Annotated in this window: 11 protein-coding genes and 1 pseudogene; 6 read left to right on the top strand and 6 right to left on the bottom strand. The window is 44.4% G+C overall.

Annotation, left to right across the window (positions count from 1 at the left end):
• Positions 1 to 104 precede the first annotated feature (104 nt).
• Both AB4307_RS03085 and AB4307_RS03080 read right to left on the bottom strand, forming a co-directional pair.
• Positions 105 to 689: a TetR/AcrR family transcriptional regulator gene (locus AB4307_RS03085; RefSeq protein ID WP_102320886.1), complete on the bottom strand. Its 585-nt coding sequence runs from the start codon at positions 687 to 689 to the stop codon at positions 105 to 107.
• Between the two features lie 139 nt (positions 690 to 828).
• Positions 829 to 1,002: a hypothetical protein gene (locus tag AB4307_RS03080; protein WP_017061661.1), complete on the bottom strand. Its 174-nt coding sequence runs from the start codon at positions 1,000 to 1,002 to the stop codon at positions 829 to 831.
• A gap of 495 nt (positions 1,003 to 1,497) precedes the next feature.
• On the opposite strand from AB4307_RS03080, the gene AB4307_RS03075 reads away from it, so the two are divergent.
• Positions 1,498 to 3,477 carry a methyl-accepting chemotaxis protein gene (locus tag AB4307_RS03075; RefSeq protein ID WP_372131076.1) on the top strand — a complete coding sequence of 660 codons (1,980 nt, stop codon included), beginning with the start codon at positions 1,498 to 1,500 and terminating at the stop codon, positions 3,475 to 3,477.
• A 121-nt stretch (positions 3,478 to 3,598) separates the two neighbouring features.
• On the opposite strand, the gene AB4307_RS03070 is transcribed toward AB4307_RS03075, so the two are convergent.
• Positions 3,599 to 4,762 (bottom strand): amino acid permease, encoded by a 1,164-nt coding sequence (locus tag AB4307_RS03070; protein ID WP_017061663.1) that lies wholly within the window; start codon positions 4,760 to 4,762, stop codon positions 3,599 to 3,601.
• Positions 4,763 to 5,036: 274 nt separating this feature from the next.
• On the opposite strand from AB4307_RS03070, the pseudogene AB4307_RS03065 reads away from it, so the two are divergent.
• Together AB4307_RS03065 and AB4307_RS03060 are read left to right on the top strand one after the other, a co-directional pair.
• Positions 5,037 to 5,435: pseudogene (locus tag AB4307_RS03065) on the top strand (GNAT family N-acetyltransferase); the annotation flags it as partial.
• A gap of 237 nt (positions 5,436 to 5,672) precedes the next feature.
• Positions 5,673 to 6,221 (top strand): carboxymuconolactone decarboxylase family protein, encoded by a 549-nt coding sequence (locus AB4307_RS03060; RefSeq protein ID WP_017061666.1) that lies wholly within the window; start codon positions 5,673 to 5,675, stop codon positions 6,219 to 6,221.
• Positions 6,222 to 6,312: 91 nt separating this feature from the next.
• Here the strand turns inward: AB4307_RS03060 and AB4307_RS03055 are convergent, their stop codons facing one another.
• Entirely contained in the window at positions 6,313 to 7,740 is a 1,428-nt protein-coding gene (locus AB4307_RS03055; RefSeq protein ID WP_372131074.1) for an aminotransferase-like domain-containing protein, read from the bottom strand.
• A gap of 124 nt (positions 7,741 to 7,864) precedes the next feature.
• Here AB4307_RS03055 and AB4307_RS03050 point away from each other — a divergent pair, with 124 nt between their 5' ends.
• Positions 7,865 to 8,764 (top strand): DMT family transporter, encoded by a 900-nt coding sequence (locus AB4307_RS03050; RefSeq protein WP_371725250.1) that lies wholly within the window; start codon positions 7,865 to 7,867, stop codon positions 8,762 to 8,764.
• Between the two features lie 104 nt (positions 8,765 to 8,868).
• On the opposite strand, the gene AB4307_RS03045 is transcribed toward AB4307_RS03050, so the two are convergent.
• The gene (locus AB4307_RS03045) at positions 8,869 to 9,294 is read right to left on the bottom strand and encodes a DUF3010 family protein (protein ID WP_017069797.1); all 426 of its coding nucleotides are present in this window, start codon (positions 9,292 to 9,294) and stop codon (positions 8,869 to 8,871) included.
• A gap of 258 nt (positions 9,295 to 9,552) precedes the next feature.
• On the opposite strand from AB4307_RS03045, the gene AB4307_RS03040 reads away from it, so the two are divergent.
• A complete protein-coding gene (locus AB4307_RS03040; RefSeq protein ID WP_372131072.1) occupies positions 9,553 to 11,190 on the top strand; it encodes a methyl-accepting chemotaxis protein in 1,638 nt (545 codons plus the stop codon).
• Positions 11,191 to 11,365: 175 nt separating this feature from the next.
• Here the strand turns inward: AB4307_RS03040 and AB4307_RS03035 are convergent, their stop codons facing one another.
• Positions 11,366 to 11,713 (bottom strand): DUF3316 domain-containing protein, encoded by a 348-nt coding sequence (locus AB4307_RS03035; protein WP_048611671.1) that lies wholly within the window; start codon positions 11,711 to 11,713, stop codon positions 11,366 to 11,368.
• A gap of 209 nt (positions 11,714 to 11,922) precedes the next feature.
• On the opposite strand from AB4307_RS03035, the gene AB4307_RS03030 reads away from it, so the two are divergent.
• A complete protein-coding gene (locus AB4307_RS03030; RefSeq protein WP_372131070.1) occupies positions 11,923 to 12,792 on the top strand; it encodes a LysR family transcriptional regulator in 870 nt (289 codons plus the stop codon).
• The last annotated feature ends 74 nt before the right edge of the window (positions 12,793 to 12,866 follow it).

Below are 12,866 nucleotides of genomic sequence, written 5' to 3'. Positions count from 1 at the left end.
CATCTATAAAGTTAACTAGATCAAAACTAAAAAGACTCCGCTCAGGCCGGTTAAGGTGAAAGTGGAGTCTTTTTGTATCGCTTTCTAATGTATAAGTTCAGCCCTTAAAAAGGGTGGTACTTAAATACGTCTTCAACCATAGAATTAAGTAAATCGATATCGTCACAGGTTTTGGCGTAAGTACGCAGGCCTGCGATCTGAACCTGAACATGTCGAGCAAGTTGCGTCGGCTCGCGCTCTTTACTGATCTCACCCAGTTCTTGCGCTTCTGTAATCAACTTGGCGAACTCACCTTCCATTATCTTGAGTGACTTCTTCGCTTCTGCTAACAATTCTGCGTGTTCATCAGTCAGTTCTGCGACCGTTTTAGCCAACATACACATGCCGTTTGGTGCGCTCTGTTTCGATTCGACAACCGCACGTTTTACGAAGTTTTCCAACGCTTTGATAGGCGATTCGGTTTCACTGCGGAAGCGGTTCAGATTCAGGATGCCAAGTTCGGTATAGCGAGCAAGCGTCTCTTTAAACAGACCTTCTTTGCTGCCGAACGTCGCGTAGATGCTGCCCGGACGCATATCAATCACGTCTTGCAGGTTGCGCATAGAAGTCGCATGAAAGCCCTTTTCCCAATACAGGTTCGTTGCTTTATCTACTACGTCTTGTCTATCGAACTTAGCGGTCTTAGCCATAACATCTACTTCATTAATCTGAACATATGTTCAATATTTTATGCTGAACGCCCGTTCTAGTAAAGGTGTGTTTAGCTGCTTTGCGCAGGCTTAGAACATCAAAGAGTTAATAAAACATCCAGATCATCAGGAAATAATCTTAATCATCAATAACTTCTACGGTCTTGTGCTGAGCGCCGTAGTAGGTGCCTTCATCGATGGTGTACATCAATGTTGCTTCGCACTCTGGACAATCGAATTCCTCATTGGGTTCAATAGCCGCTTCTTCTACCCATTCCCAACCGATATGTTCTTCGCAAGCGGGACAATCCATACAATATCTCTCAGTTGTTGTCGCATATTTATTGCGAATCTCTACTTTGATAATTCGGCATTATACATATTTAGTTAACGAGGAATAGACAGTTAATCAGCGCAGAATAGGGAGTTGATTAGTTGTGAATCAATCGCTGGTGAGCGTTGAATCTATAGTTAGTTCTGAATATATCGTTTTCTCTGAGCACATAATTGGTGCAGGTCTACCCCTTTTGGGTAGTTAAAGTGTGTCAGATTTCAGTCGCTTACGTCAATAAAATGTTGTCGCATGTGTTTTGGGTATCGTTAGGTCGCTTAGCTAACAGTTTTATCGGTAAATCAATGAATTTTGTAAGGTTAAATGTTACCTTCATCGCATCGCGATCTGTGTGGCACGGTAATTGATGCACATTGATCAAGTTGAATAATTATACAGTCACAATTGAGGCGCATCTTATTAAGGGTGTGCGAGTTAGATGACTGAAAAGATTTGTTAGCTGCTAGGGAAATGATAATGAAATTAACCGATATGTCTTTTAAGCAAAAAATCATCGCTTTGCTTATTTTACCGATCTTGGGATTTCTATGGCTTAGCGTTTCTGCGATTTCAAAAGGCGTAGAAACCACCAGTGAATTGTCTTCATTAAACCAACTTACCCGTTTGTCGGTTGTGTACAGTGAACTTGTGCATGAGTTACAAAAAGAGCGTGGAATGACGGCTGGGTTTATCGGCTCACAGGGCACTAAGTTTGTCAGTGAACTACGTGCACAAAGAGCCAGTGCAGATAATAGACGTAATCTGAAAACTGAATACTGGCAATCTGCTGAAATCGATTTACCGCAGATCACTCGGCTGAACACTGAAATAAGCCAAAGCCTAAATCAAATTACTTCTATTCGAAATCGAGTGGATTCTCAATCGATTCCTCTGTCTGAAGCTTTGGGTTACTACACCAAACTGAATGCAAAGCTGCTGAGCGTATCGGCGTTAATTACTGAGCTTAGCTCTGATGCTGCCATCACCACTGAAACCATCGCTTACTACAACTTTTTACAAGGTAAAGAGCGAGCGGGTATCGAGCGTGCTGTCCTAAATAATACCTTCTCTAAAAATGAATTTGGCCCAGGCATGTTGGTTAAATTCATCTCTTTGGTGACTGAGCAAAATACCTATTTCTCAAACTTTGAGGTATTGAGTAACCCAGCTAACGTTCGTTTCTTTGAACAGCAATTGAATGATCGTTCGGTGGCAGAAGTAGAAAAGCTTCGTGGTTTGGCTGAATCTAAGATGAGCGGTTTTGATGTTGATCCTGTGTACTGGTTCTCGCAATCTACCGCTCGTATTGTTCAGCTAAAGAAAACAGAAAACCGCCTAGCAGAGTCGCTTATCGCACTGACAGAGAAAAAAATGTCAGAGGCGCAGTCTGCGATGATGATGAGTATTGGTCTGTTTGCTTTGATAACCTTGTTCGCGACCTTCGTGAGCTATAAGGCGATCAGCGACCTGACGATGAGAGTAAAAGATCTTACAGTGATGTTGTCTAAGGTTCGTAATGACAACGACTTAACAGTTCGCGCTAAGTTCGTTGGCAACAGCGAGCTTGGACAGATCTCTTCGGCACTCAACGAAACGCTAGAGAAGTTTTCAAACGTTATCGACAACCTGTCTCAGTCGAGTCTGACCTTAGCTTCAGCCGCTGAAGAAACCTCACAAACCTGTCACTACAATTCGAACACGCTAGTGCAACAACAAGACCAAATTGGCTTGGTTGCGACGGCGACAGAAGAGTTATCAGCAACGGTAAATGAGGTGGCGGCTAAAACTCAGCAGACAGCAAGTTCCGCTAAACTGGTCGATGAGCAGTCTCAAGAAGGTTTGAGTACGGTTCAAAACTCTTACCACTCTATCGAAAAACTGGCATCTGAAATTAATGATCTAGCGGAAAAGATCACGCACTTACACGAGAGCAGTAATAACATCAACAGTGTGATTGATGTGATTAAGTCCGTCGCTGAACAGACTAACTTGTTAGCATTGAACGCGGCAATTGAAGCGGCAAGAGCGGGTGAGCAAGGTCGTGGATTTGCGGTAGTGGCTGATGAAGTTCGCACGTTAGCACAGCGTACTCAGCAGTCGACAGCTGAAATTGAAGGTTTCATCAGCTCGTTACAGTCTGATGTGCAAACCGCGTTTAATGTGATTGATAACAGTCAGAAGATGTCGTCTAAAGCGGTTGAGGATTCAAAAGAGGTGGAACACACCTTACAAGGTATCTCAGCATCGGTGAGCGAGATCTTTAGCATGACTGAGCAGATCGCAACCGCTACCGAAGAGCAAGCGGTAGTGACTCAAGATATTGCTCAAAACGTCATGGCAGTAGAGCAGAAGTCGACAGAATCTACGACAGGTGCAACGCAAATAGCTGCAACAGCCAAAGAACAAGCTCAGTTAGCAGCTTCATTGAAAGATATTGCGAGTACGTTTAAGAGCTAACTAGCAAGCACTCCAATAAGAAGTAAAATGCCCGTTAGTCTCTACTTTTAATAGCAGGACTAACGGGCTATTTGTATCTGCTGTCTTCTAAATGGCAACAGATAGTCCATTCAATGGGGATCTACCCCATAAACCAAGACACGAAAATCAACGCACCAAAACCAAATGTCGCCATTAATGCCGTGTCGCCACCGGCTGCTGTGTAGCTGCCTTCGGTTTGTAGGTGAGGGAAGTCAGGTCTGCGAACCTTAACTACCATTGCGAGTGGGCCCCAGATAGCTAGGAACACCAGCACCATACCTGCATAGTCCAGCATGCTTACAAACTGGCTAGCGAACAGCTCAGCTAATACCAAAGGTAAGATGAAGGTTAGCGCATAAGCCAACGCTTTGTTGTTGGTCACCGCATCTTTGTTTTGGTCGTAAAGCGCCATCGACACGCCGAGGAAAGAAGTCACCAAGGCCAGAGCAGAGAACAGAGCGATCACCACTTTCAACCAAGCAGATTGGCCGCTGAACGCAGAGATCAACTCAGAGATATTGTGGAACTGGCTGATCGCGTCTGTGCCGAGGTTGCCGATAATCGCGAATAACCAAGTCAGGTAGCAAATTAATGGAATCACTGAGCCAAGCAGAATCATATTGCGGATCTGCTTTTGAGTCGCTTCACGGTTGTAGATCACCAGTGATGGGATCACCACCATAGAGGCAAAGCTGGTAAAGATAACCGCGCTGTATTGCACCACATCATTGGCTGTGTATTGGCTGGTTTGAGTAAGGTAATCAAGGCGAATGTTGCTAAACAACGACGCGATAACGATAAACAGCATCACGACCATCAAGATGAATAGCCCGCGATTCAGTTTGTCGATATAAGACTTGCCCGAGACGACGATAGCACCCATCAATAGGCTGAAAATGGTATACGCAACGGATGCTGATACATCGACACCAACGTCGAGCAGTAGCTTATGAATGATGTCACCGACACCCAAGATATAAGCGATCAACATGCATACTAGCAACAGGTAAAAGAGTGCATTGATAAAGTGTTTACCTTTGCTGCCCAGAGTGAGGTAAGCAACACTGCTCATGCCACTGTTGTCTTTAGTTTTAGTGCATGCTTCTGCCAGGAGGAGTGCAGAGTATGTGGTGCCGATAAAGATAAGTAGCATCAGCACTGAGCTGATCATGAAGCCAAATTGGGCCAACACCATGGGAATAGCAAGCATGCCAGCCCCTAATGCAGTTCCTGACAGAATCAAAGAACTGCCGAATAATTTCATATTCAAGAAAAACAACCTCAAGCGATCCAATTAAATTTTGTTTGGATTGTAAATAATTGTTTCCAAGACTAACAAAATACTCAGTAAAGTTAGGGGTTAATTTCTAATAAATTTTGAATTTTTCTAAAAAATTTAAGCAGGAATTTCTGGTGTATATGTGTGGTTGATTTAAGTATTCACTCGGTGAGTTTATTTATCGTTTAGTTAACGTTCGTCCATTATTGAATGATTTAGAAATTGGCAAAATTCAGTTAAAAAGAAGTATGTTTATGAGCTAATTGAAGACGATTCTAGTGAGTCGGATGCGGATAGCACGATTGTGGGTGCGATTATCTTTACGCCGCTTTCATTTGATGATGAAACCAAGGCATATTTGCTTTCGCCAGTCGCGGTGAGCACTCAGGTGCAAAAGCGTGGTATTGGTCAGCGCCTGATTAACTTCGGTTTGCAGTTTCTAAAAGAGCAGGGTATTGAGCTTGCAGTGACGTACGGTGATCCTGACTACTATTCAAAAGTGGGCTTTGGGCAAATTACCGTTGAGCAGGTCCCAGCGCCCTTTGAATTGAGTTTCCCTCACGGTTGGTTGGCTCAATTGTTAACTGGTGGTGAAATCAAAGTAACAAGTGGCAAGTCGAGCTGTGTTAAAGGCTTGGCCCACGCAGAATATTGGTAGCCGCTTGCAAAAAAATTGAGAAAAAGAGAAAGCCCATCAGGTGTTTGCCTGTTGGGCTTTCTTGTTATGAACGAAGACATTCTTCTGGCTTCAATGTATAAATTGAACAACTGTTCAAAATAACACTTGAACGATCGTTCTTGTTTGATCTATATTGTTTTTACACCAACGGAGAACATTCATTAATTGCTCCGTGATTGAATAACTTTAGAACCGAAAATTGATAGGGATAGAGCAATGAGCAACTTCAAAATTCACTCAGTAGAATCCGCGCCAGAGCAAAGCCAACCTATTCTTGAGGGCGCTAAAAAGCAGATGGGCAGAGTGCCGGGCTTGTTTGGTGTGTTGGCTGAATCTCCAAACACACTTAAGGCTTACACCCAGCTTCATCAGGCATTTAGTGACTCATCTTTCGATGCTGAAGAGCTAACGGTTGTTTGGCAAACCATCAACGTTGAACACGAATGTCACTACTGCGTTCCAGCGCACACAGGTATCGCACATTCAATGAAGGTTGATCCTGCAATCACCGAAGCACTGCGTAATCGCACGGCTCTACCCACTGAAAAATTGCAAGCACTGCATGATTTTACGCTGAGCATGGTGCGTAACCGCGGCAATGTGCCTGAAAGTGAAATGGCAGCATTTTTCGAAGCGGGCTACGGTCAACAACAAGTGTTAGAAGTGATTCTTGGCCTGTCTCAGAAAGTGATCAGTAATTACGTAAACCACGTTGCTAAAACGCCAGTCGACAAAGTATTTGAACAGTTCGCTTGGCAAGGTTAATTACCGTTAACCAAATCAAAACCTGATAATGATGAAAGCCCCGCTCAGTTGAGTAGGGCTTTGTTGTTTGGGCTATGTGGGCCTAATCTGGTTAAGGTGTATGTTTAGCGATTATCTTCGCTAATGTCACAACCCCTTCTTTCCACTCTTTGCTCTCTTCAATGTTGGCGACAGTGAAGCGCAAGCAGTGTTTATATTGGTCATTGGTGCCAAATACTGTACCGGGTAAAATCCCTAATTTGTGCTTTAAACAATCTTGGTAGACGGCATAACTATCGACCGATTCAGGCAGTGTTATCCAGTTTAAAAAAGAGCCTTCCGGTTTTGATAGGTGGTATTGCCCGACAAGGTGTGGGTGGCTATCTAGTGCTTGTATTAACAGGCTTTGGAATTGCTTTTGGTTGGTTTGGTAGAGCCGTTTCATTTTGGATAAGTGGCTGCGATATTTACCGGTAGTGAGGAATTGCCCTACCGCGGATTGCATCAGGTTTGAGCTGCCCATGTTGTCGCATAAAAGGTACTTTTCGACTAAAGGTTGGTAGCGCCCCGACAATAACCAACCGATTCGCAAGCGTGAGTCTAAGGTTTTAGACAGTGAGTTGACGTAGATGACTCTATCTTGGTCATCAAGCTCTTTGAGGCTAGCGATTGGTGTATCGAACGCCAAGTTACCGAACACATCGTCTTCGATAATTGGTAAAGATCCGGTGATCTCCAGTAATGCTTTTCGATTCGCCAATGGCATCCGTGAACCGGTTGGATTAGTAAAGTTTGGCGTTAGCAGTAAGGTTTTCACTTCCCATTTGTCCAACGCACTCTGTAGGGATGGTATATCAATACCGTGGCTAACGCTGCTTGGGATTTCAAGGGCTTGCAATCCAAGTGATTCAAGTAAAAGTAGATTACCGAAATAACAGGGCGACTCGACCGCCACGATGTCGCCGGGCTTGGTGAGCGCACGCAAAGCTAGACTGATCGCCTGTTGAGCACCATGAGTAATTGCAATCTCTTTCGATCCCGCAGGCACACCAAGATCATGAGTGATCTTTAACAATTGCTTTACTAATTGCTCGTCGCCGGGGGGTAATTGGTAATAACCGGGAAGCTGAGTTTGTAATCGACTGTGACGGCCAATCTCGGCATACAAGCTACGAATCGCAGGATTGTTGATGTTCGGGTGCGCGGAGCCTGCCAACAGTTTCAGGCGACCTTTTGGACGAGAGAGTACCGATTTGGTGACAGACAACAGATCGACTTTTTGAGGTTGGCTTGATGCATCCCAGCTGGTGGTGTTCGGTGCTTTCACGCGATAGCCAGATTTAGGTACTGAATAAACCCAGCCTGTGGCTTCCAGTTCTTGATAGGCGCGAATTACGGTATTTTTGCTTACGCCAAGCTGTTCGCTTAACTGGCGGATCGAGGGAAGGCGATCGTCTGGATGAAAGAGCCCCTTATCGATCTGAGCCTTAATATGTTGTTCGGTAGCAAGGTATTTATTGCCGCTGAGTTCTGCTTCCACGTTTTTCTCCCTCGTTGCTCACTCTCAATCTGTAACCATTCAAAGTGTTATATCTGTATCTTTATTAGTTATCTGTACCCAACTAAGGTAACAGCATTGATGAAGAGTTGACCAGAGGTTTGTAATGCTGATTAAAATGATTCCGTTTGTGTTTGTAATATTGTGGTCGTCAGGTTTTGTCGGCGCACGTCTTGGTGTGGAATACGCGGAACCCGCAACATTACTTTCATTGAGGATGGTAGCCAACGTGGCGCTGTTCTTGGTTTTGATTGCAATCCTTAAGCGTCGTATTCCTCGTGGTCGAGCATTCTTCCACGCAAGTGTGGTTGGCATCTTGATTCATGGTTTCTACCTTGGTGGCACCTATCTGGCGATTGATATAGGTATGCCTGCCGGGTTGAGTTCTCTACTTGTTGGCTTACAACCGATTCTTACCGCATTGATTATGATCAGCTGTACTTCTCAGCGTTTTAATTTTGCACAGTGGTTGGGGTTAGCGCTTGGTTTTGCGGGTATTAGTTTGGTGTTGATGGGCAATATTGAATGGCAGTCAGACGACCAAAAAGGCTTGGCAACGTTATTGTGTTTGGTTTCTTTGGTGGGTATTACCTGCGGCACTTTGTATCAGAAGCGCTTCTGTCAGGGGACAGATATGGTCGGCGGTGCGATGGTGCAATATTTGGCTTCTGCCGCGTTGTTTCTGCCGTTCGCAATGCGTTACGAAACTATGCAAGTAAACTGGACGATAGAATTCACGTTGACTCTAATTTGGCTGGTGGTCGTTCTGTCTTGTGTTGCCATCCTATTGTTGCTTTACATGGTAGAGCACGGTGCATCTTCAAGTGTGGCTTCGGTCTTTTACTTGGTGCCACCGACGACAGCAATCCAAGCGTGGCTTATTTTCGGTGAATCATTCGATATCTATGGTGCAATGGGCTTTGCGTTGTCGGCAGCTGCAGTTTATTTGGTGGTGAGGAAGCCAGAATGGATTAAGGCTCGCAGTCGAACAGTGTTAGAGCGGTAGTTTGTATACCAAAACTCATCCTACTAAAAATCGATGACTAGAAACAAAAAAGAGCCTGAATATTCAGGCTCTTTCTGTATCAAATATTGGCTAGCGACTTTTGATTAGCGCTTCATCAAGCAAGCGTATGCCGTTGTAAACGGTGCTTCTTGGTATTGCTTAAGGCCAGTTTCTTTGAACTTCATCATTAGAGGGTTACGCTTAAGGCTCTCTTTGATGTCTGCTGGTGATACAACGGTTACGTCTAGGCCGTCGATCAGTTGAATCGCTGCTTCTAGTTTGAACCCAAAGCCACCGCCAGCAAATTTGCCTTTAGTTTGGCGCTGACGAATTACAACTTTGTCTACTTGGTAATCTTCCATTAACTTTGCAAAAGAGAATTGAAAGTCTTTCATATTCTGTGTGTCGTTTGCGTCGCTAATTGAAACTTTAGAAACTCGGCAATCAGGAATGTTAAATACACCATCTGATAGAGAAAGAAGACAGATGACTGCATCGTTACCTTTGATTTCAACACCACAAATTTTCATGTTCTTACCTACTTATTTTAGAGCCCTACATTATGGTGTTATTTCTAACACTTCTCCAGTATTTGCGCGTATCAGCAGCAAATAAGTCTAAATCAGAGTGTATTTTAGTCGCCGAAAGTGAACCTTTGATTAAAAACCATCACACGAATTTACGGTATCGTTTGCTATGAGATGAAGCTCACAAAAGCTTAGCGGGATTTCATATGTGTGCTGTATATTGCGCGCGCATCCCTATTTGAAGTGTGGTTATTAATCCCAATGAATATCAATAATCTTTCGATTAAGAGTAAAATCGCGATCCCGCTGTTGGTGATTGTGATTGTTTTTTCTACCGTTACTGTGCTCAACGTTATCAGATCAAATGCTCAAGCTGCGATTAATAACGAGCTCAATAATGTGGTTCAGCCAGTGCTAGACAACCTAGAAGATGGCTACCGAGATATCTACCAAATTATCGCTTCGGCACAAGGTCTGTTGCTTGCTAAAGACCAAGCGGCGGTCGAGTACCAAAAGTTTGAATTTAAAGACAACGCTTACAAAGCGGTTCCTCGTTTTCAAAGTGTCGAAACCTTGTATCAAGCGGGTGTGTTGGATCCATCTTCACGTGGCGAGTTATCAAAGCTCGTTAACGCGATGAGCAAGTGGGTGGCACTGCACGAGCCAATGTTCGCTGATCCAGCAAACGCAGACCAATACAATATTGATTACTCGTCAGCGCTCGATGCTGAGTTTGCGATCATTCGTACTCAACTACGCGATATTCGAACTCTGATCGAACTGAAGCAGAAAGAGCTTCGTCAACAAGCCGATGACTCTATTGAATCAAGTAAGTTGATCATAGAAGTGGGTATGGCGGTTGCTGTTTTCGCTGCACTTTTCGCGATGTGGTTATCGAATCGCTTTATTGTTCAGCCAATCCAGAACGTAGAAAAAGCGATGAATGAGATCGCATCAGGCGACGGTAACTTATCTCAACGTATGAAGGTCGAAGGTAATGATGAGATTGCTCGTTTGAGTTCCGCTTTCAACCAGTTTGTTGGCAAGATCCATGTTACTGTCGAACAAGTGATCTTCACATCGAATGCGGTACGCGCTGAGATGGAAAACATTAAATCGTTAACGCAAAGTGTTGCTGAATTTTCATCGAACCAACAGCGTGAAAGTGAAGTAGTCGCGGCGGCGGTTCATGAGATGCAAGCAACCAGTGAAGTGGTGAGTGGTAATGCATTAGACGCAGCAACCGCAAGTAACGTTGCAAACCATGAAGTGGAATCGGCTGATACTACGCTTGGCTTAACTGTTACTTCGATTGAACGCCTTGCGCAAGATATCGAGAACGCGGGTGGTGTGGTTCAAGAACTGGACACAGACGTGAAGAACATCGCCTCAATCCTTGGCGTGATCAAAGGTATTGCAGAACAAACCAACCTACTTGCTTTGAATGCGGCAATTGAAGCGGCACGAGCGGGTGAACAAGGTCGTGGCTTTGCGGTTGTGGCTGATGAAGTTCGTGCGCTTGCGAGCAAAACTCAAGACAGTACAGGCGAAATCCAATCAATGATTGAACGCTTAGAAGTTGGCGCGAAACACGCGGTTGGCGTGATGACTGAAAGCAAAGTGAGTGGCGAGAAAACCATAGTTCAGGCAGGAACGGCGGCGTCTTCATTGAGTGAGATTCGCAACTCAATCGGCAAGATGAATGACATGAACACACAAATCGCTACGGCGGCTTCGCAACAGTCTCAAGTGTCTGAAGAAGTGAATAAGAATGTTCAACGCATTGCTGAAAGCACCATGCAAATGGTCGAAATGGCGAGCAGCGCAGAAAATGCATGTATGGCATTGGCCGAACAGTGTGAAGCGCTTGATAGCCTTGTGTCTCAGTTTGAAGTGTAATTTTCAAAATTAGACAGACGAATATGAGCTGATAATAGTTGCTCATTTTGAATTCCATTAATTAGCGTTGAACGACAAGAAAGCCCGCATTCTATGAGTGCGGGCTTTCTTTTTGACTAGGTGATCAGTCTTTTGACTAGGTGATCCGTTTTTAGACCAAATCAATCATTCAGTGTTAGCTGCTACGTCCGTCTTTGTATGTGTAACGGTAGTCAACTTTTACGTTCGCTTGGTAATGGATGTCGCCGTTCATGTTAGTGATTTTTTTCACTTCCATATTCGCATCATCAATCTTGAACGAATCGTATTTGGTTGTCTGTTGGAACTGTGGCAGTTCTCTTGAAAGCTCAAAAGGTGTTTTTTCGCTTAACTCATCCATAAGGTTGGTGCCTGCATCGTATGCTTCGGCTTCACTAGCATATGTGTCAGATTTTAACGTTGTTTCTTGAATTGTTGTTTTAGTTGCTGCAAACGCTGTGGTGCTGAGTACAAGAGTTGATGCAAGTATGATTAATTTCTTCATAGGGATACCTTACCTTGTTGTACTGGTGATTTAGAGATTCTCACCCTAGCAATAGGGGATGAGATTAATGTTAGGACAAAAATATGGTTCTGTAAGGGAATGACTTTAGGTGCCGAAGATTTATGCCCAGCGCAAATCAAGCAAGGTGACACTGATATCTAACTTCAATACACTGTATGGGTAACCAAAGTTCAGCATAAGGTAAAGGCATGGCCAATTGGGAAGGGGTAAGTGAGTTTGTTGCAGTGGCAGAGCGTGAAAGCTTTACTGGTGCGGCGCAGAAACTCGCTACGTCGGTGGCTCAAATCAGTCGGAGGGTGGCAAACCTCGAAGAACGACTCGCAGTGAAACTGCTCAATCGAACGACTCGAAAGGTGTCTCTAACAGAGGCTGGGCAACTCTATTACCAACAATGTAAGTTGTTGGTCGAAGGTTTAGAAATTGCTGAGCTTGCGGTCACGCAGATGCAATCCACACCCAAAGGCTTACTGAAAGTCACCGCGCCTGTGACTTATGGTGAGCGCCAACTCGCCCCAATACTGCATCAATTCTTAAAGCTTCACCCGCAAGTAGAGCTTGAGCTGATGCTGACCAATCAAAAGCTCGATCTTATCGATTCGGGTGTTGATGTGGCGATTCGTCTTGGCCGATTAGAAGACTCAAGCCTTGTGGCAAAGAAGCTCTCTCAACGCCAACTCTATGTATGTGCTAGCCCTGAATATATTGAACGTTATGGCGAGCCGCATACATTGTCTGAATTAAATAATCACCAATGTTTAGTCGGTGGATTTGAACATTGGCGTTTCAAAGAAAATAGACGCCCTCGCTCAGTTCGTGTTAACGGACGCATTAAGTGCAACAGTGGTTTAGCCTTGTTAGACGCAGCTAAGCAGAGCATTGGCTTGGTGCAGTTGCCTGAATACTATGTGAGTGAAGACCTTGATTCTGGTGAGTTGGTTGAGGTGCTGTCCGATTATCGAGATGACAAAGAAGGGATCTGGGCGCTTTATCCTCAGAACCGCAACTTATCTTCAAAGGTTCGCCTGCTGGTGGACTTCCTTTCTGAGCAATTGGATTAGTGTATGGCTTAAAACCTCCACCGATAAAAACGGGCTTCAGAATAGAGATTCTGAAGCCCGGCGTGTTTTAGGAT

The sequence above is a fragment of the Vibrio sp. 10N.261.52.C2 genome (assembly GCF_041471425.1).
GTDB lineage: Bacteria > Pseudomonadota > Gammaproteobacteria > Enterobacterales > Vibrionaceae > Vibrio > Vibrio crassostreae_C.
The sequence above is the reverse complement of the archived record's forward strand: the minus strand, read 5'-3'. Positions and strand labels throughout refer to the sequence as shown.

Excerpts from the sequence above, each read along its gene's own strand:
- AB4307_RS03085 (WP_102320886.1), bottom strand. The coding sequence starts at position 689 with ATGGCTAAGACCGCTAAGTTCGATAGACAAGACGTAGTAGATAAAGCA.
- AB4307_RS03080 (WP_017061661.1), bottom strand. The coding sequence starts at position 1,002 with ATGGATTGTCCCGCTTGCGAAGAACATATCGGTTGGGAATGGGTAGAA.
- AB4307_RS03075 (WP_372131076.1), top strand. The coding sequence starts at position 1,498 with ATGAAATTAACCGATATGTCTTTTAAGCAAAAAATCATCGCTTTGCTT.
- AB4307_RS03070 (WP_017061663.1), bottom strand. The coding sequence starts at position 4,762 with ATGAAATTATTCGGCAGTTCTTTGATTCTGTCAGGAACTGCATTAGGG.
- AB4307_RS03060 (WP_017061666.1), top strand. The coding sequence starts at position 5,673 with ATGAGCAACTTCAAAATTCACTCAGTAGAATCCGCGCCAGAGCAAAGC.
- AB4307_RS03050 (WP_371725250.1), top strand. The coding sequence starts at position 7,865 with ATGCTGATTAAAATGATTCCGTTTGTGTTTGTAATATTGTGGTCGTCA.
- AB4307_RS03045 (WP_017069797.1), bottom strand. The coding sequence starts at position 9,294 with ATGAAAATTTGTGGTGTTGAAATCAAAGGTAACGATGCAGTCATCTGT.
- AB4307_RS03040 (WP_372131072.1), top strand. The coding sequence starts at position 9,553 with ATGAATATCAATAATCTTTCGATTAAGAGTAAAATCGCGATCCCGCTG.
- AB4307_RS03035 (WP_048611671.1), bottom strand. The coding sequence starts at position 11,713 with ATGAAGAAATTAATCATACTTGCATCAACTCTTGTACTCAGCACCACA.
- AB4307_RS03030 (WP_372131070.1), top strand. The coding sequence starts at position 11,923 with ATGGCCAATTGGGAAGGGGTAAGTGAGTTTGTTGCAGTGGCAGAGCGT.